The sequence below is a fragment of the Streptomyces sp. NPDC033845 genome (assembly GCF_055576225.1).
Genome location: NZ_JBVIRI010000004.1, coordinates 39,333 through 57,345, shown reverse-complemented (window position 1 = coordinate 57,345; position 18,013 = coordinate 39,333). Strand labels below are relative to the sequence as shown.

General features: G+C 73.8%; 17 protein-coding genes. 7 read left to right on the top strand and 10 right to left on the bottom strand.

Annotation, left to right across the window (positions count from 1 at the left end):
- Position 1: 1 nt before the first annotated feature.
- The 3 genes from ACZ50K_RS10075 to ACZ50K_RS10065 are packed head-to-tail and all read right to left on the bottom strand — an operon-like array spanning position 2 to position 2,927.
- Entirely contained in the window at positions 2–874 is an 873-nt protein-coding gene (locus ACZ50K_RS10075) for an ATP-binding cassette domain-containing protein (RefSeq protein ID WP_468900045.1), read from the bottom strand.
- Positions 871–1,920 carry an ABC transporter permease gene (locus ACZ50K_RS10070; RefSeq protein ID WP_468900043.1) on the bottom strand — a complete coding sequence of 350 codons (1,050 nt, stop codon included), beginning with the start codon at positions 1,918–1,920 and terminating at the stop codon, positions 871–873. Before ACZ50K_RS10070 ends, ACZ50K_RS10075 begins: the two co-directional genes overlap by 4 nt.
- On the bottom strand, positions 1,917–2,927 hold the full coding sequence (locus ACZ50K_RS10065) for a sugar ABC transporter substrate-binding protein (RefSeq protein WP_468900040.1): 1,011 nt from the start codon (positions 2,925–2,927) through the stop codon (positions 1,917–1,919). Before ACZ50K_RS10065 ends, ACZ50K_RS10070 begins: the two co-directional genes overlap by 4 nt.
- Before the next feature lie 134 nt (positions 2,928–3,061).
- On the opposite strand from ACZ50K_RS10065, the gene ACZ50K_RS10060 reads away from it, so the two are divergent.
- On the top strand, positions 3,062–4,075 hold the full coding sequence (locus tag ACZ50K_RS10060; protein ID WP_468900038.1) for a Gfo/Idh/MocA family protein: 1,014 nt from the start codon (positions 3,062–3,064) through the stop codon (positions 4,073–4,075).
- A gap of 38 nt (positions 4,076–4,113) precedes the next feature.
- On the opposite strand, the gene ACZ50K_RS10055 is transcribed toward ACZ50K_RS10060, so the two are convergent.
- Positions 4,114–5,313 carry a cytochrome P450 family protein gene (locus ACZ50K_RS10055; RefSeq protein ID WP_468900036.1) on the bottom strand — a complete coding sequence of 400 codons (1,200 nt, stop codon included), beginning with the start codon at positions 5,311–5,313 and terminating at the stop codon, positions 4,114–4,116.
- A 131-nt stretch (positions 5,314–5,444) separates the two neighbouring features.
- Entirely contained in the window at positions 5,445–6,356 is a 912-nt protein-coding gene (locus ACZ50K_RS10050; protein WP_468901137.1) for a DMT family transporter, read from the bottom strand.
- A gap of 138 nt (positions 6,357–6,494) precedes the next feature.
- Here ACZ50K_RS10050 and ACZ50K_RS10045 point away from each other — a divergent pair, with 138 nt between their 5' ends.
- The 3 genes from ACZ50K_RS10045 to ACZ50K_RS10035 all read left to right on the top strand — a co-directional run bounded on the left by ACZ50K_RS10045 (position 6,495) and on the right by ACZ50K_RS10035 (position 9,291).
- Positions 6,495–7,319 (top strand): hypothetical protein, encoded by an 825-nt coding sequence (locus ACZ50K_RS10045; protein WP_468900034.1) that lies wholly within the window; start codon positions 6,495–6,497, stop codon positions 7,317–7,319.
- A 240-nt stretch (positions 7,320–7,559) separates the two neighbouring features.
- Complete coding sequence (locus ACZ50K_RS10040) at positions 7,560–8,498, top strand: ion transporter (protein ID WP_468900032.1); 939 nt, start codon at positions 7,560–7,562, stop codon at positions 8,496–8,498.
- A 34-nt stretch (positions 8,499–8,532) separates the two neighbouring features.
- Positions 8,533–9,291, top strand: a complete 759-nt coding sequence (locus ACZ50K_RS10035) for an SDR family NAD(P)-dependent oxidoreductase (RefSeq protein WP_468900029.1) — start codon at positions 8,533–8,535, stop codon at positions 9,289–9,291.
- A gap of 256 nt (positions 9,292–9,547) precedes the next feature.
- Here ACZ50K_RS10035 and alc read toward each other — a convergent pair whose 3' ends face one another.
- A complete protein-coding gene (gene alc, locus ACZ50K_RS10030) occupies positions 9,548–10,666 on the bottom strand; it encodes an allantoicase (protein WP_468900027.1) in 1,119 nt (372 codons plus the stop codon).
- Positions 10,667–10,668: 2 nt separating this feature from the next.
- Entirely contained in the window at positions 10,669–12,027 is a 1,359-nt protein-coding gene (gene allB / locus ACZ50K_RS10025; RefSeq protein WP_468900026.1) for an allantoinase AllB, read from the bottom strand.
- Positions 12,028–12,340: 313 nt separating this feature from the next.
- Here allB and ACZ50K_RS10020 point away from each other — a divergent pair, with 313 nt between their 5' ends.
- Entirely contained in the window at positions 12,341–13,144 is an 804-nt protein-coding gene (locus tag ACZ50K_RS10020) for an IclR family transcriptional regulator (protein ID WP_468900024.1), read from the top strand.
- Between the two features lie 105 nt (positions 13,145–13,249).
- Here the strand turns inward: ACZ50K_RS10020 and ACZ50K_RS10015 are convergent, their stop codons facing one another.
- Both ACZ50K_RS10015 and ACZ50K_RS10010 read right to left on the bottom strand, forming a co-directional pair.
- On the bottom strand, positions 13,250–13,930 hold the full coding sequence (locus ACZ50K_RS10015; protein ID WP_468900022.1) for an ABC transporter ATP-binding protein: 681 nt from the start codon (positions 13,928–13,930) through the stop codon (positions 13,250–13,252).
- On the bottom strand, positions 13,927–15,009 hold the full coding sequence (locus ACZ50K_RS10010) for an ABC transporter permease (protein ID WP_468900019.1): 1,083 nt from the start codon (positions 15,007–15,009) through the stop codon (positions 13,927–13,929). The genes ACZ50K_RS10015 and ACZ50K_RS10010 overlap by 4 nt, the downstream gene beginning before the upstream one ends.
- 134 nt (positions 15,010–15,143) lie before the next feature.
- On the opposite strand from ACZ50K_RS10010, the gene ACZ50K_RS10005 reads away from it, so the two are divergent.
- Positions 15,144–16,337: a sensor histidine kinase gene (locus tag ACZ50K_RS10005; RefSeq protein WP_468900016.1), complete on the top strand. Its 1,194-nt coding sequence runs from the start codon at positions 15,144–15,146 to the stop codon at positions 16,335–16,337.
- 1 nt (position 16,338) lies between these two features.
- Complete coding sequence (locus tag ACZ50K_RS10000; RefSeq protein ID WP_468900013.1) at positions 16,339–16,968, top strand: response regulator; 630 nt, start codon at positions 16,339–16,341, stop codon at positions 16,966–16,968.
- Between the two features lie 16 nt (positions 16,969–16,984).
- Here the strand turns inward: ACZ50K_RS10000 and ACZ50K_RS09995 are convergent, their stop codons facing one another.
- Positions 16,985–17,908 carry a hypothetical protein gene (locus ACZ50K_RS09995; RefSeq protein ID WP_468900010.1) on the bottom strand — a complete coding sequence of 308 codons (924 nt, stop codon included), beginning with the start codon at positions 17,906–17,908 and terminating at the stop codon, positions 16,985–16,987.
- Positions 17,909–18,013 lie beyond the last annotated feature (105 nt).

Genomic DNA, 18,013 nt, shown 5'->3' with positions numbered 1-18,013 from the left:
CCTACTCGTCCCTGTCGTCGGTGCCTGTTCCCGATTCTGCCACCCGGGCCAGTTCGTGGCTGAGCTCGTCGAGCTCCGATCCACCGGCCATCTGCCGGGTGAGCTCGTCCAGGGTGATCGAGTCCTTGGTGTGGGAGCCCGCCATGGCACCGCGCTTGAGCAGCACGAACCGGTCGCCGACCAGATGGGCGTGGTGCGGGTTGTGGGTGATGAGGACCACACCGAGTCCGGCGTCCCGGGCGGCCGCCACGTACTTGAGGACCACCCCGGACTGCTTGACGCCGAGGGCGGCGGTCGGCTCGTCCAGGACGAGGACCTTGGCGCCGAAGTGGACGGCGCGGGCGATGGCCACGCACTGCCGTTCGCCGCCGGAGAGGGTGCCGATGGGCTGGTCCACGTCGCGCAGGTCGATGCCCATCCGGAGGAGCTCGGCGCGGGTGGTCTCGCGCATGTACCGGACGTCCAGGCGGCGCAGCGGTCCGCGGCCGGTGGTGGGCTCGGAGCCGAGGAAGAAGTTCCGCCAGACCGGCATCAGGGGGACCACGGCCAGGTCCTGGTAGACGGTGGCGATGCCGCGGTCCAGGGCGGCGCGGGGGTTGGCCAGGACGGTTTCCTCGCCCTCGATCTCGAAGGTGCCGGCGTCGTGCCGGTGCAGCCCCGCGATGATCTTGATGAGGGTGGACTTGCCGGCCCCGTTGTCGCCCAGGACACAGGTGATCTCGCCCGCGGACACCTCCAGGGAGACCCCTTCCAGGGCGCGGATGTTGCCGTAGTACTTGCTGACCCCGGTCAGCTTCACCAGCGGGGTGCCCTGCGGGGCGGTCCCGGCCGTGGACCCGGGGGTGGTCTCGGGGGTGGTCTCGGGGGTGCTCATGCGCGTGCCTCCGCCCGCTTGCGGACCCAGGCGTTCAGCAGGGTGGCCAGCAGGAGCATCGCCCCCAGGAAGAACTTGAACCAGTCGGGGTTCCACTGGGCGTAGACGATGCCGTTGCTGGTCATGCCGAAGATGAAGGCGCCGACGGCCGAGCCGATCGCGGAGCCGTAGCCGCCGGTCATCAGACAGCCGCCGATCACGGCCGCGATGATGTAGAGGAACTCGTTGCCGACGCCCTCGCCGGACTGCACCACGTCGAAGGAGAACAGGATGTGCTGCCCGGAGATCCAGGCGCACAGGGCCACGCCCATGTAGAGCCCGATCCGGGTCTTGACCACCGGCACGCCGACCGCGCGGGCCGCGTCGGCCCCGCCGCCCACCGCGAAGATCCAGTTGCCGGCCCGGGTGCGCAGCAGGATCCAGGTGGCGACGGCGACCAGCGCCAGCCACCACAGGATGGTGACCTTCAGGGTGACGTCCCCGACGGTCCACTGGGAGGCGAACAGGGCGCGGGCGGAGTCGAAGCCCTCCATGTCGCCGATGCTCTTGGTGGAGACCGATCCGCTGATCAGCTTGGTGAAGCCGAGGTTGAGGCCGGTCAGCATCAGGAAGGTGCCCAGGGTGATGATGAAGCTGGGCAGCTTGGTGCGGGTGAGCAGGAAGCCGTTGAAGAAGCCGACCGCCAGGGTGGCCAGCAGGGACACCCCGACGCCCACCCAGACGTTGGCCGTCATCTGGTAGCTGAACATCGAGCTGACCAGGGCGGAGCTGGTGACCATCACCCCGGCGGACAGGTCGAACTCGCCGCCGATCATCAGCAGCGCCACCGGGACCGCCATGATCCCGATGGTGGAGGCCGAGTAGAGGATGGTGCTCAGGCTGGACGCCTGGAGGAAGCTGTCGGCGGCGAAGGAGAAGAACACGAACACGGCGGCGGCGCCGACCACCGCGCCCAGCTCGGGCCGGCCGAGCAGCCGGCGGGCCAGCGAGGCGGGCGCGAGGCGTTCGTCCCGGGCGGCCGGGGGCGGGGCGGTGGCGGTGCTCATCGGGTCACCCGCTTGATGTACTCCTCCAGCTTGCCGGCCTCGTCCTTGGTGATGATCTGGGGTCCGGTGAGCACCGGGAGGCCGCCGCCGAGGGTGTTCAGGTTGTAGCGGTAGAGCCAGAGCAGGTCCACGGCCTCGTAGCCCTGGAGGTAGGGCTGCTGGTCCACGGCGAAGCCCAGTGCACCGGACTTCAGGTCGCGGGCCACCGACTCGTTGAGGTCGAAGGTGTCGATCTCGGCCTTGCTGCCGGCCGCCTGCTTGGCCTTGACGGCGGTCGGGGCGAAGGGGGCGCCCAGCGTGACCACCGCGTCCACGGCCGGGTCGGCCTGGAGCTTCGCCTGGATGGCGGCCTGGACGGAGGGCATGTTGGTGCCTTCCACGTACAGGTTCTCCAGGGTGCCGCGGAAGGTCTTCTTCGCTCCGGCGCAGCGCTGCTCGTGGCCGACGTTGCCCTGTTCGTGGAGGACGCAGACGGCCTTGGTGCGGCCGCGCCGGTTCAGCTCGGCGCCGACCGCCTCGCCCGCGATGACCTCGTCCTGCCCGATGTGGGTCAGGGCCCCGTACTCCTTGGACTGGGCGGAGCCGGAGTTCACGGTGATCACCGGGATGCCGGCCTTGGCGGCCTTGCCCAGGACGTCCTTGAGGGCCTCGGGCTTGGCCAGGCTGACGATGATCCCGTCGACCTTCTGGTCGATGGCGTTCTGCACGTACTGGGCCTGGGTCTGGGCCTGGTCGTCGTGCGAATACACGAAGTTGATGTTGTCCTTGCGGGCGGCTTCCTTCGCGCCGTTCTGCACGATGTCCCAGAAGGTGTCGCCATCGCCCGCGTGGGTGACCATCGCGAAGGTCCAGCGCGGGGTGGAGACCGTCGCCCGGCCCTGTGCCGCCCGCTCGGCCCGCTCCTCGGCGCGCTTGCCGCCGGTGCTGCTGCAGCCGGCGAGGGAGGCCCCCAGCACCGCGGCGAGCACGGCACCCAGCACCCGCACCCCTGTCCCAACCCTGGTCACGTCTCCGTGCCTGCCTTTCGAAATTCGGTCGAGCCGGTCATTCCGGTGTCAGCCGCCCAGTATCCGCCACAGTGGCCGATGACGGGCCATCGGGGCAGATTGACAGGCGGCCCGGTCGGCGTCACGTTGAACGCATGCGCATCGGGATCGTCGGGACGGGCCGGATCGGGTCGTTCCACGCGGCCGCGCTGGGCCGCAACCAGGACGCGGGCTCCCTGGTGCTCGCCGACGCCGACCCCGGGCGCGCGGCCCGGCTGGCCGACCGGCTGGGGGCCACCGCGGCCCCCTCGGTGGACGAGGTGTTCCGCTGGGGGGTGGACGCCCTGGTGGTCGCCACGGCCACCGACGGGCACGCGGAACTGGTGGTCCGGGCGGTGCGGGCCGGGCTGCCGGTGTTCTGCGAGAAGCCGGTGGCCCCGGACCTGGCCGGCACCCTGGCGGTGCTGCGCGAGGTGGAGGCGGTCGGCGGGGTGCTCCAGCTGGGGTTCATGCGCCGGTTCGACGCGGGCTGCGTCACCGCCCGGGACCTGGTCCGTTCGGGTGCGCTGGGCCGGCTGCACACCGTCCGGACCGTCACCTCCGACCCGTCGCCGCCGCCGGTCGGCTACCTGGAGACCTCGGGCGGGCTGTTCCGGGACTGCCTGGTGCACGACTTCGACCTGGTCCGCTGGGTGACCGGCCGGGAGGTGACCGAGGTGTACGCGGCCGGGTCGGACGCCGGTCCCCCGCAGTTCCGGGCCGCCGGGGACGTGGACACGGCCGCGGCCCTGCTCACCCTGGACGACGGCACCCTGGTCTGCTGCTCGGGCACCCGCTGCAACGGGGCCGGCTACGACGTACGGATGGAGCTGGCCGGGGAGCTGGACCAGGTGTCGGCCGGGCTGGACGACCGTACGCCGATCGCGTCCACCGAACCGCACGGGCCGCCCGCGGCGAGCAAGCCGTGGACCGGGTTCCTGGAGCGGTTCGGCCCGGCGTACGAGGCCGAGATGGCGGCCTTCGTCCGGCTGGTCCGCGGTGAGGGCGCCAACCCGTGCGACGGCCGTCAGGGTCTGGCGGCGCTGCGGATCGCGGAGGCCTGCGAGGTCTCCCGGCGGGAGCGCCGGCCGGTGCGGCCGGCCGAGCTTCCGGACCTGCCGGCCCGCTGAGGGCCGTCCCCGGGGGCCTCGCGGCGGTACCGTCCGGTTCACCAGCGGACGGGCAGCCGGGTGACCCCGCGGACCAGGGTGCCGGGCAGCCAGTGGCGCGGGCCGGCCGCCGGGTCCTCGGCAAGCTCCGGGAACCGTGCCAGCAGGGAGCGGACCGCGATCCGGCCCTCGGCCCGGGCCAGCGGGGCGCCCAGGCAGAAGTGGATGCCGTGGCCGAAGGCCAGATGGGCCTGCGGGGGGCGGCGGATGTCGAACCGGTCGGGTGCGGCGAACCGGGCCGGATCGCGGTCCGCGCCGGCCAGCGAGACCATCACCTGGGCCCCGGCGGGCAGCGGGGTGCCGCCGACCTCCACCTCCTCCAGGGCCCAGCGCAGGGTGGCGTTCTCCACCGGCCCGTCGTAGCGGAGCATCTCCTCCACCGCGCCGTCGATCAGCCCGTCGGGGTCGGCGCGCAGGGCGGCCAGCTGGTCCGGGTGGGCGAGCAGGGCCCGGACCCCGTTGCCGATCAGGTTGACGGTGGTCTCGTGTCCCGCGATCAGCAGCAGGAAGGCCATCCCGATGAGCTCGTCGGGGGTGAGCCGGTCGCCCTCCTCGTCCCGGGTGCGGATCAGGGCGCTGAACAGGTCCTCGCCGGGGTCCTTCGCCTTGGCGGCGACCAGTTCGGTGAGGTAGCCGGCCACGGCGGCCATGGCCCCGTCGGCGGACCGGGGCCCGTCCGGCGGGGCCACGATGATCTGGGACCAGCCCCGGAACCGGTCCCGGTCCAGGTCGGGGACGCCCAGCAGTTCGCAGATCACCGTCATGGGCAGCGGTACGGCCAGGGCCCGGACCAGGTCGGCGGACCGGTCCGGGGACCGTTCCATGGCGTCCAGCAGTCCGTCGGTGATCCGCTGGATGCGGGGGGTCAGCGCCTCGATCCGGCGTGCGGTGAACTCCCTGGACACCAGCCGGCGGAGCCGGGTGTGGTGCGGCGGGTCCGACAGCAGCATGTTGGCGTCCACGGCGTTGATCCGGCCCTCCCAGGTCGGGGAGTGCACCAGGCGCTTGGACAGCAGCGGGTGGTTCAGGGCCAGCCGGGCCTCCTCGTGGCCGACGACCAGCCAGGTCTCCTGTCCGGCGACGAGCACCCGGTGCACGGGTCCGGTCTTACGGAGTCTCGCGTAGAGCGGGTAGGGGTCGGCGTTGAACTCTTCGGCGTCGAACTCCGGGGTGTCCGAGGTGAGGTCCACAAGGGGCATCGGCCCACACTATGGCGGCCGTCGCGCTGTGCCCCCGCGTTTTCCGGCCATGGTCGGAGGCGTGTCACGGGCGCGCGTGTCACGGGCGGTCCGTGCCGGGCCCTGCGGGCCCGGGGCCGCCGGTGCCCCGCTCAGCCGGTGGCGGCGCGGCGGCCCCAGGCGGTGCCGGCCAGCACCAGGGCGGCCCCGGCGAAGCCGGCGGCCCCGAGCCGCTCGCCGCCCAGGGCGATGCCGGCGGCGGCGGCCCACAGCGGTTCGGTGCCCAGCAGCAGGCTGACCCGGGAGGGGGAGGTCCGGCGGACCGCCCACATCTGCACGAAGAAGGCGAAGAGGGTGCAGAACACGGCGAGGAAGGCCAGTCCGGCCCATTCGGCGGGCCCGAAGTCCGCGGCCGCCGCCCAGGGGGTGGCGCCGGTCCCGGGCACCGCGGCGAGCAGGGCGAACACCAGCACGGAGGCGCCGAGCTGCACGGTGGTCAGGGACAGCGCGTCGGCGTCCTGGACCGCCTTGATCCGGGCCATCAGCAGCACGTGCAGGGTCCGGGCGCAGGCCGCGCCGAGGATCAGCAGGTCGCCGAGGCCGGGGGCGCTGAACCCGGCGCCCTGGGTGAGGAGCACCACCCCGGCCACCGAGAGTCCGGCGGCCGCGAGGAAGGCCCCGGAGGGCCGGGTGCGGCGGACCGCCGCCTCGGCGAGCGGGGTGAAGATCATCGTCAGGCTGATGATCAGCCCGGCGTTGGTGGCGGAGGTGTGCACCACCCCGTAGGTCTCCAGCAGGAAGATCCCGCCGAGCACCAGGCCCAGCAGGCCCGCCCCCCGCAGCTGGGCGCGGTTCAGGGCGCGCAGCCGGGTCCATCCGGCGGCCACCAGGAAGGGCAGCACCAGGGCGAACCGCAGCACCAGGACGGCGATCACGGTGTGGGTGGTGGTGATGCCCTTGGCGGCGAGATAGCTGCCGCCCCAGACCACGGCGACGAGCAGGACGGGCAGGTCCGCCGCCCAGGTGCGGCGAGGGGCGAGGACGGGCGCGGCGAGGGTGGACACCGGATTCTCCAACGGCTTCGGGCGGGTGCAGACTTCGGCGGCTCGCACGCGGGCGTGGTCACGCTACCCGAGCCGATCTTGCCGGTCGAGGGAATACCTGGGCGCGCGCCGGGCGGTCGGTGGCGGCAAGCTGGGGACATGAACGCCGACGTACCGGAAACGGCGCGGAGCGGACTGAGCGGGCTGCTGGAGAGCCCCGTCATCGGCATGTCGCCGTGGATCGTGTTCTCCCTGCTGGTCGGGCCCGGACGGTTCGAGCTCGCGGTGCTCCTGGCCCTGCTGGTCACGGTGGTGCTGGTGGCCGCCGGCCGGCTGGTCCGCCGGGGCTCCTCCTGGAAGCTGCTGGAACTCTCCGACCTGGTGTTCTTCGCGGCGATGGCGGTGGTCGGGGCGCTGGCCGGCCCCGGCACCCACCGCTGGCTGGAGACCTACGCCGGGGAGGTCTCCAACATCGCGCTGACCCTGATCGCCTTCGGCTCGATGCTGATCCGGCAGCCCTTCACCATCCAGTACGCCCGCGAGCAGACGGACCCCGCCATCTGGCACACCCCCGCCTTCCTCCGCACCAACTACACCATCACCGGTGTGTGGGGCCTGGCGTTCCTCGTGGCGGCGATCGCGGGCGCCTACGGCGACCTGGTGCTGCGGAACCCCAACAACATCTGGACCGGCTGGATCATCCAGATCCTGGCCATCGTGGCGGCGCTGAAGTTCACCGTCTGGTACCCGGAGGTCGCCCGGGCCCGGGCGCTGCGCGAGCAGGGCCTGCCGGGGCCGGAGCCGCCCCCGCTGGCCGGGTTCCTGGTGCCGCTGGCCGGGCTGCTGGTGCCGATCGGGATCGCGGTGCTGGTCTTCGACGGGAACCTGTGGTGGCTGGGCGTGGCCCTGATCGTGGTCGGCAGCATGCTGACCAAGTCGCTGCACGGCGCCGCCGAACGCGACGCGACGGCCGGCTCCTCCTAGGCCGTCGGCCTCGGCCGGGCTCGTACGCGGGCTTCGCACCGGCGTGCGCCCGGCACACGCGCGGGCGCACCTGGGCTCACCCGTAGGCGTGAGAAACCCGGGTTATGCCCTTCCTTCGGATGATTTCCCGCCGTTCGGGAACCAGCCGTGCTGACACGATCACCGCCGGCCATGTTCCGGCGGGCGAGCCCTGCCCGGATCCCCGTGGCCGTCCGCGCCTCCGAGCCTCCGGGACCGCCCTTGACCGTCATCGCCGCCTCCGCTCCGCCACGGGTCCGCCTGGCCGTCCGCTGCCGGGCCCTGGTGGACTCCCCCGCCTTCGGGCTGGCCGTCCTGCTGCTGATCCTCTGCAACGCCGCGCTGCTGGGGGTGGAGACCTACAGCGGGGTCACCACCGCCCACCCGGACGTGCTGGCCGCGGCCGAGAAGACCTTCCTGGTGCTGTTCACGGTGGAGCTGGCGGTACGGGCCGCGGCCCACGCCGACCGGCCGAAAGCTTTCCTCCAGGACCCGTGGAACCTCTTCGACCTGCTCGTCCTGGTGGCCGCGGTCCTCCCGGTGGTCCGCGAGAACACCACCCTGCTGCGGCTGCTGCGGCTGAGCCGGGTGCTGCGCACGGCCCGGTTCCTGCCGCAGCTGCGGGTCTACCTGGTCGCGGTGGCCCGGGCGCTGCCCGGGACGCTGAGCTTCCTGCTGGTGGGCGCGCTGGTCGTCTACGTGTACGCGATGGTCGGCTGGATGTGCTTCGCGGATGCGGATCCGGAGCGGTTCGGCTCGGTGGGGCGGGCCGCGCTGACCCTGCTCCTGCTGACCACCCTGGACGGGTTCGGGGATGCGGTCCGGGGCGGTCTGGAGCTGTCCCGGCTGACCCTGGTCTACTACACCTCCTATGTGCTGCTGGCCTCGTTCGTGCTGGTCAACGTGTTGATCGGGGTGGTGCTGGGCTCCCTGGAGGAGGCCCGGGAGCAGGAGCGGGCGGAGCGCGAGGCCCTCAAGCGGCCGGGCCCGCCGCCGGCCGACCCCACCCCGGCCGAGCTGCGGTCCCGGCTGGCGGCGGCCCGCCGGGCGCTGGACGACCTGGAGTCGGCGCTGGCCCGCGGTCCGGGCGGGGCCCCGGACCCGGCGGAAACGCGAGGTCGCATTCCCGCCAGCGCCGAGGCGGGCGGCCCGGTTCCCTAGAACTCGTTGAAGACGGAACGAGTTTGGAGTGCTCATGGAAACCATCACCGGTCGGGAGACGGAACCGGCCCGGGTCGCCCTGGTCACCGGCGGCAGCCGCGGCATCGGCGCCGCCATCGCCCTGCGGCTCGCCCGGGAGGGCTGCGACGTGGTGATCACCTACGCCCGGGAGGAGGCGGCCGCCGCCGAGGTGGTCGGCCGGATCGAGGGGCTGGGCCGCAAGGCCCGGGCGGTCCGCGCCGACGCCGGCACCCCCGGGGACCCGGCGGCCGCGGTGGACTGGACGGCGGACACCTTCGGACGGCTGGACGTGCTGGTCAACAACGCGGGCATCGGGGTGCTGGGCCCGCTGGAGGAGCTCACCCTGGCCGAGGTGGACCGGGTCCTCGCGGTGAACGTGCGCGGGGTGTTCCTCTCCTCCCAGGCCGCCGCCGGACGGATGCGGGAGGGCGGCCGGATCATCACCGTGGGCAGCTGCATGGCCGCCCGGGTGCCCGGGCCGGGCGGCACCCTCTACACGATGAGCAAGGCGGCGCTGTCCGGGCTGAACCGGGCGCTGGCCCGGGAGCTGGGCGGCCGCGGCATCACCGCCAACCTGGTCCTGCCGGGCCCGGTGGACACCGACATGAACCCGGCGGACGGCCCGACCGCCGGGTTCCAGACCGCGCTGACGGCGGTGGGGCGGTTCGGCACCCCGCAGGAGGTGGCCGGGACGGTGGCGTACCTGGCGGCGGCCGGGTCCGGATTCGTCACCGGGGCGGAGTTCGCGGTGGACGGCGGCCACGCGGCCTGACCCGTCCCGACCCCGGCCGTACGGCCCGGCCGGGACGCGCCGTGCGGCCCGACCCGGCGGGGAGCCCGTACGGGCCGGGCCGCACCGCGGGCGCGCCGAAGGGGCGTACCGGGGCCGATCGCCCGGGTACGCCCCTTCGGTGTGGTGTGCGGCCGGCCGGCGCTGTCTTCCGGCGCGGCGCGCGGACCCGCGGGCGGGTGTCGCTCCGCCCGCGGGGGCCCGGGGGTGTCGGCCCCCGGTCGTTCCGCCGGCGGTGTCAGCCGCCCAGCTCCTGGTGACGGGCGGTCAGCGCGGCCGCGCCGTTCTCCGTCAGGGAGCCGTAGAGACGGAGGCGGGAGAAGCCGCCGTCCGGGAAGATGTCGATGCGGACGTGGCTGCCGACGGCCGGGGCGTCCAGGACGAACCGGTGGTTGGTGTCGGGCTGCAGCCGGGTGCGCGGCAGGAACTCCTGCCATTCGCCGTCCTCGCCGGTCTTCACCGACAGGGAGGCCCAGCCTGCCGAGTTGCCCTTGAGGTAGGCGGTGTCGATCTCGACGGCGCGGATCTCGGACTCGGCGACGAGCTGGTAGCGGATCCAGTCGTTGCCGTTGTCGCGGCGGCGGGCGGTCTCCCAGCCGTCGTCCATCTTGCGGGACCGGCCCGGGTTGATGGTGTTGGTCGGCGGGGAGTAGAAGCGGTTGGACGCGTCCTGGACGGCGCCGCCGTTCTCCAGGGCCACCACGTCGAAGGAGCCGAGGGCGTCGAGCCACTTGGGGTCCGGCAGGACCTCGCCGTAGACGCGCAGGCGGGCGATGCCGCCGTCGGGGTGCTGGTTGACGCGCAGGTGGGTGAAGCGCTGCTCGACGGTGACCTCGAAGCCGTTGGCCGCGTGGCCGCCGACCGGGGTGCGCGGGACGATCGTCGTCCACTTCACGTCGGCGCCCTGGAGCTCCTCCGGGGTGGGCGCGAGGGCGCCCTGCCAGTTGGTGGCCTCGACGGAGACGGCCTGCGGCATGTTGCCGCGGAAGTGGGCGGTGTCCACGACGATGCCGCGGATCACGCCGGGGGCGCCCAGGCGGACCAGCGCCCAGTCGTGGTCCTCGGGGGTGGGCCAGGGCTGGGTGGCGGAGACGCCGCGGCGGCGGCGGGTCTCCCAGCCGTCCATGACCTTGCCCTTGTGCCCGAAGTCCTCGGGGTCGAAGTGCGCGGCCTCGGAGATCAGCAGGTTCTCGCGCTGGGCGAAGAACTCGTCGTTGGCCTCGATGACACCGGCGCCGAGCTCACGGGCGGCGAGGTTCGCGTACTGGGTGAACGGGAATTCCGCGGTGCGGTAGTCCGCGTACGGGTCGCCGCCTCCGTACGGGTTCGCGTTGCCGGTGAAGGATTCAATCGCCACGGTCAGTTCTGCCTTTCGAGGAGTCGGCCGGTGGGCTCGGACGGGGTGCCGTGGTCGGCGATCTGCCGCCCGCGCAGCCAGGTGGACTTCACGACGCCGTGCAGGGTCTTGCCCGCGTACGCCGTGACCTGGTTGCGGTGGTGGAGTTCGGCCGGAACCACAGTGAACGTTTCTTCAGGGGCGAGGACGGCGAAGTCGGCGTCGCGGCCGGCCTCGATGGCGCCCTTCTGCGCGAGGCCCGCGAGCCTCGCCGGGGCCTCGGACATCCAGCGGACCACGTCCTCCAGGGAGCGGCCGCGGGAGCGCGCCTCGGTCCAGATGGCCGGCAGGCCCAGCTGGAGGGAGGAGATGCCGCCCCAGGCGGTGGAGAAGTCGGGGGTCTTCAGGTCCGCGGTGGACGGCGAGTGGTCGGAGACGATGCAGTCGATCGTCCCGTCGGCCAGCGCGTCCCAGAGCAGATCCTGGTTGGCGGCCTCGCGGATCGGCGGGCAGCACTTGAACTCGCTGGCCCCGTCCGGCACTTCCTCGGCGGTGAGGGTGAGGTAGTGCGGGCAGGACTCCACGGTGATGCGGACGCCCTCGGCCTTGGCGGCGGCGATCAGCGGCAGCGCGTCGGAGGAGGACAGGTGCAGCACGTGCACCCGGGCGTTCAGCCGCTTGGCCTGGGCGATCAGGTTCTCGATCGCGGTGTTCTCGGCGTCCCGGGGGCGGGAGGCCAGGAAGTCGGTGTACTTGGGGCCGGGGACGACCGGGGCCGAGTCCAGGTGGTGCGGGTCCTCGGCGTGCACGATCATCAGACCGCCGAAGCCGGTGATCTCGGCGAGGGAGGCGGCCAGCTGCTCCTGGTCGAGCTCGGGGAACTCGTCCACGCCGGAGGGCGACAGGAAGCACTTGAAGCCGAAGACCCCGGCGTCGTGCAGCGGGCGCAGGTCCTTGACGTTGTCGGGCAGCGCGCCGCCCCAGAAGCCGACGTCCACGTGCGCCTTGGCGCGGGCCACGTCCTGCTTGACCACCAGGTTGGCGGCCGTGGTGGTGGGCGGCAGCGAGTTCAGGGGCATGTCGAGGATGGTGGTGATCCCGCCGGCCGCGGCGGCGCGGGTGGCCGTCCAGAAGCCCTCCCACTCGGTGCGGCCGGGGTCGTTCACGTGGACGTGGGTGTCGACCAGGCCGGGGAGCAGCACGTCGTCGCCGAAGTCCTCCAGGCGGGCGCCGTCGGGCACCTCGGCCTCGTACGGCAGTACGGCCGCGATCTTCCCGGCGGCCACGGCCACCGAAGCGGCGCGCGTCCCCTCGGGGGTGATGACGCGCGTCGAGCGCAGTACCAGTTCCACTGCCACGTCGGACACCCGGAACCTCCCCATCTACTTCCACAGAGCGAAATTCAACGTTCTGTTGACGGAGTCTTCACGTCGATCCACGGCCCGTCAAGAGCGGCCGGACGGACCGCCCAGCCACCCGGGCCGCAATTGGAGGTTTCCACAGAATGGAATTAAGATTTCGCTCTACAGAACGTAGCTACCACCACCGGGAGCCGGGCAGGCACCCCCCGAAGGCCCTCCACCACCAGGACAAACCACCTCTGACCGGCGGAGACGGCGCTCCCCCGGCACTAGGGCCGACGGCCACCGCCGGGTAGGCTGCTTCCTTGCCTGCCAGCACCGAAAGGACCGCGCCGTGCCGACGTCCAGCGCCAGCACCACCGACGCTTCCTCGAAGCCCACCGCCGCCAGCGGTGGCGTCCAGTCCCTTGAGCGCGCCTTCGATCTGCTCGAACGGATGGCCGACGCCGGGGGCGAAGTCGGCCTGAGCGAACTCTCCGCCGCCAGTGGACTTCCCCTGCCCACCATCCACCGCCTCATGCGCACCCTCGTCGCCTGCGGCTACGTACGGCAGCAGCCGAACCGGCGGTACTCGCTGGGCCCCCGGCTGATCCGGCTGGGCGAATCCGCCTCCCGGCTGCTCGGCACCTGGGCCCGCCCCTACCTGGCCAGGCTGGTCGAGGAGACCGGCGAGACGGCGAACATGGCCCTGCTCGACGGTGACGAGATCGTGTACGTCGCCCAGGTGCCCTCCAAGCACTCGATGCGGATGTTCACCGAGGTCGGCCGGCGGGTCCTGCCGCACTCCACCGGGGTGGGCAAGGCGCTGCTCGCGCACACCCCCGCCGAGGAGGTCCGCGCCCTGCTGGCCCGCACCGGGATGCCGGCCGCGACCGAGAAGACCATCACCACTCCGGACGGCTTCCTGGAGGCCCTGGAACAGGTCCGCAAGGCCGGCTACGCGGTGGACGACAACGAGCAGGAGATAGGAGTCCGCTGCCTGGCCGTGTCGGTGCCGAACTCGCCGACCGCCGCCGCGATCTCCATCTCGGGCCCGGCCGGCCGGGTCACCGAGGCCGTGGCCGAGTCCTTCGTGCCGATCCTCCAGGGCGTCGCCGCCGAGCTGTCGGTGGCCCTGGCCAACCAGAACCCGGCGTAGCCGGCCGCAGCGCGCGCGAAGGCCCCGGCCGCTCCCTGTGCAGGGAGCGGCCGGGGCCTTCGGGTGTCCGGTCGGGCGGGGCCTTCGGGTGACCGGTCGGTCCGGTCAGGCCGGGACGGAGTCGCCGAGCCGGCCGTCCGCCATGGCCACCGTCCGGTCCGCCACCCGCAGATGGGACCGGTCGTGGGTGACCAGCACGGTGGCCGTGGACCGCTCCCGGGTCAGGGCCACCAGCAGGTCCAGCACGGCCGCCCCGCGCTCGTGGTCCAGCGCGCTCGTCGGCTCGTCCACCAGCAGCACCGCGGGCTCGTTCATCAGCGCCCGGGCGATGTTCACCCGCTGCCGCTGGCCCCCGGAGAGCTGGTGCGGCCGCCGGTCCGCCTTGTCCGCCAGACCGACCGCGTCCAGCAGCTCCAGGGCCCGGCGGCGCAGCTGCCGGGAGGGCCGGCCGGACAGGTGGGCCATCACCTGGAGCTGCTCGGCGGCGGTCAGCGAACCCAGCAGGTTCGGCTGCTGGAAGACGATCCCGACCGAGCTCCGGCGCAGGGCCGACTTCTCGGCCGCCGACATCGCCGAGGTGTCCCGGCCGGCGATCTCCACCCGGCCCGAGTCCGGGGTGACCAGGGTCGCGGCCACCGCCAGCAGACTGGACTTGCCGGACCCGGAGGGGCCGACCACCGCGGTGAGGGTCCCGGCCGGGACCTCCAGGTCCACCCGGTCCAGTGCGGTCAGCCGGCCGTCCCCGTCCGGGTAGCTGAGGGTGGCCTCGTGCACGAGCAGGGTCATCGGGCGCTCCCCAGGGCGGTCAGCGGGTCGACGGCGGTGATCCGCCGGATGGACAGGGCCGCACCGGCCGCACCGAGCAGGACCATCACCCCGGCGGGCAGCAGCACGGTGGCCGCGTCCAGCACGAAGGGCACGTCGCCGCCGCTGATCAGCGCGCCGAGGCCGGCCGCCAGCAGGCTGCCCAGCCCGGTGCCGGCCAGGAGCACCACCACCGCCTGCCCGAGGGCGTCCCGGAGCAGGTAGGGGGTGGAGGCGCCGAGCGCCTTGAGGACGGCGACGTCCCCGCTGCGCTGGATGGTCCAGACGGTGAAGAACGCCCCGATGACCAGCGCCGAGATGGCGAAGAGGAAGCCGCGCATCAGCTGCAGCGAGCCGTTCTCGGCCTGGTAGGAGCCGATGGCCCCCAGGGCGTCCGGCACGCTCCGGCTCTCGGTGCCGGCCGCCCGGTCCCCGGCCGCCCAGTCGGTGCCGGAGTCCCCGGTCAGGGCGATGACGGTGGCCAGGGTCTCGATGGAGGTGCCCGGGTTGCCGATCCGCTGCCAGTCGTTGAGGTCCGCCCAGACCACCGGGGTGTGGCTGTGGGAGGCGGTCCCGGCGACGGCGGCCACGGTCAGCTCCAGCGGGCCGATCCGCACCTTGCCGCCGGCCCGCAGCCCGCCCAGTTCCGCGGCCGCCTTCGCGGTCAGCACCAGCTGCCCCTGGGTGAGGCCGGAGGGGGCCAGCGGGCCGCCGGACTCCACGCCGAACACGGACACCGAGGCGGTGCGGTCCCCGGCGGCCGCGCTGGTGGTACGGATCCCGACGGGCTCCGCGGACCGCACCCCGGGCCGCTCCCGCCAGCCCAGCCAGGCCGGCTCGGACACCTGCGAGTCGGTGAAGGAGACCTCCTGGTCCCCGGCGGGCGCGGCGAACGCGAGGCGGTCGGCGGGCAGCCCGGTGACCGCCGAGACGTTCTCCCGGGCCAGCCCCGCGGTGAGCCCCGACAGCAGGCCCACCAGCAGGGTGATCAACACGACGACGGCACCCATCAGGGCGAACCGGCCCTTGGCGAACCTGAGGTCTCTCCATGCGACGAACATGATCCCCACCCTGCTCCCCCACCCGCGCGGCCGGCATCGCGCCGCCGTACCGATCCTGGTGTCGAAGGGTGCACCGGGACATCCAACTTTCGGTTGACCGGGCGGCCCCCCGGCCGCTCTACGCTGGTCGGGTCATGGCTCTTCTCCGCTCCCGCCCCCTCACCCCCGTCTCCCGGGTGCTCCGGCTCTGCCTGCACGCCCTGCTGCTCGGGCTGCTCGCGCTGGCCTCGGCCCGCTCCCTGACCGAGCCCGGCGCCCGTCCGGCGCTGGTGCTGCCCGCCTGTCTGCTGATGGCCGGGGTGTACGCGGCCGGGGTGCGGACCCCGGCCGTGCACCGCTCGCCCCGGGCGGGCGCGCTCTGGCTGGCCGCCCTGGGCGCGGCCTGGGCGGCGCTGCTGGCGGTGTCCCCGGAAGGGCTGTGGATCGCCTTCCCGCTGTACTTCCTGCACCTGCACCTGCTGCCGCTGCGCTGGGGCGTGCCGATGGTCGCGGTGACCGCCTGCGCGGCCATCGGCGGCTTCCTGGCGCACAGCGGGGCCGTCACCCCGGGGGCCTTCCTGGGGCCGCTGCTGGGCGGGGCGGTGGCGGTGGCGACCGTCCTGGGCTACCAGGCGCTGTACCGGGAGAGCGAGCACCGGCGGGAGCTGATCGAGGAACTGATCACCACCCGGGCGGAGCTGGCCGCGGCCGAGCGGAGCGCGGGCATCCTCGCGGAGCGGGAGCGGCTGGCCCGGGAGATCCACGACACCCTCGCCCAGGGCCTGTCCTCCATCCAGCTGCTGCTGCGGGCGGCCGAGCGGACCCTGCCGGCCGGGGCCCCGGCGGCGGAGCACATCGGGCGGGCCCGGGAGGCCGCCCAGGAGAACCTGGCGGAGGCCCGCCGGTTCGTCCGGGCGCTGACCCCGCCGGACCTGGAGCACGGCTCGCTGGCCGCCGCCTTGGAACGGCTGTGCGGGTCGGCGCCGGGGCCCCGGGTCCGGTTCTCGATGAGCGGGCCGGTGCCGCCGGCCGCGCTGCCGACCCCGTACGAGGTGGCCCTGCTGCGGATCGCCCAGTCGGCGCTGGCCAACGTGGTCCGGCACGCCGGGGCCCGGCGGGCCGAGATCACCCTGACCTTCATGGACGCCTCGGTGACCCTGGACGTGGTGGACGACGGCCGCGGTTTTGACCCCGGCTCGGCGCCGGCCGCCGGGGACGGCGGGTTCGGGCTGCCCGCGATGCGGTCCCGCGCCGAATCCCTGGGCGGGGTCTTCACCGTGGAGTCCGCCCCCGGCCAGGGCACCGCCGTGGCCGTCACCCTGCCGCTGCCGCTCCCCGTGGAGGCCTGACATGACCATCCGGCTGCTGCTGGCGGACGACCACCCGGTGGTCCGGGCGGGCCTGCGGGCCGTCCTGGACACCGAACCCGGGTTCACCGTGGTCGCCGAGGCGGCCACCGCCGAGCGGGCCGTGGAGCTCGCCGCCTCGGAGCCGGTGGACGTGGTCCTGATGGACCTCCAGTTCGGGGCGGGGATGCACGGTTCCCAGGCCACCGCCGCGATCACCGCCCGGCCGGACGGCCCCCGGGTGCTGGTGCTGACCACGTACGACACGGACGCCGACATCCTGGCGGCGGTGGAGGCGGGCGCCTCCGGCTACCTCCTGAAGGACGCCCCGCCGGAGGAGCTCGCGGCGGCCGTGCGGACCGCGGCGGCGGGGCAGTCGGCGCTGGCGCCCGCGGTGGCGCTGCGACTGATGGACCGGATGCGGACACCCGCCGAGGCGCTCACCAAACGGGAGCTGGAGGTGCTCCAGCTGGTCGCGGACGGGCTGTCGAACCAGCAGGTCTCCAAGCGGCTGTTCCTGAGCCAGGCCACCGTGAAGTCCCATCTGGTGCACATCTACGCCAAGCTCGGCGTGGACTCCCGCACCTCGGCCGTGGCCGCGGCCGGGGCCCGGCGCCTGATCCGCACCCCGTAGCACCCCCCGTAGCGGCTCAGGCCGCCCCTTCCGGATCCTGGGGGTCGGCGGCCGGGCGGTCGGCGGCCGGATGGTCGGCGGCCGGGCGGTCGGCGGCCGGGCGGATCCGGGCCAGTTCCGCGCGCAGCCGGACCGCCTCGGCGGTCGCGCGGTGCCGCAGGGACTCCTCGTAGCGGGCCCAGTCGAAGTTGTGCGCGGCCCGCCGGTCGTTGAGGTCGCTCTCCTCCCTGAGCAGGGCGACCCGGTCCGCGTCGATCTCCGCGAACCGGGCACGGAGCTCGTCCAGCTGTCTGCCGAGCAGGGCGCGCCGCCGCTCCAGCGAGTCCACCTCGCGGGCCAGCCTCTCCCGGTCCTCGCGCGCCTCCTCCAGGTGCCCGAGGAGCCGGTCCAGGTCGGCCGCCACCCGGTCCCGCGCGTCGAGGAGCCGGCGGAACTCGGCCCGCACCCGCTCCTCGTCCACCGTGAGGTCGTCGAGGATGTCCCGCAGGTCGGACTTGGCCGACTCCAGTTCGAACAGGGAGGCGTTGCCCGGCGGCGGGACGTATCCGGTGCCGGCGGCGGCCCCCTCCGCGGCGGGCCGGGGGCCGGACACCCGCGCGCCGGCCTCCCGGGCCCGGTCGCGGAGCCGCAGGAGGTGTTCCCGGCGGTCCTCCCAGCGGCGCAGCCGGGGGTCGTCGCGGCCCACCGGACCGCCGTCGGGCGCCTCGTAGAGGACCCTGAGGAGAGAGCTGAGGAACTCCTCGCCGGGCAGCCGCGCTCCGCGCAGGGTCTCGCCGACCTCCGCCGCGGAGAGCGCGAGGGCGGGCGAGCGCGGACCGAACTCCCGGTAGCCGATGCCCCGCGCCAGCTGGAGGTCCTTGAGCTCGCGGGCGAAGGCCGCCAGCCCGGTCCGGTACTGCTCCTCGACCGACTCCGCCGACTCCCCCAGCTCCGTCGCCATGGACCCCCCCTCGCGCCGTGTGGCAGTCATGCTAGGACGCCCTGCGCGGCCGCCGCCCGGACTTGGGCACATCGGCGTACGGACCTGCCCGGGGGTCCCGGCCCA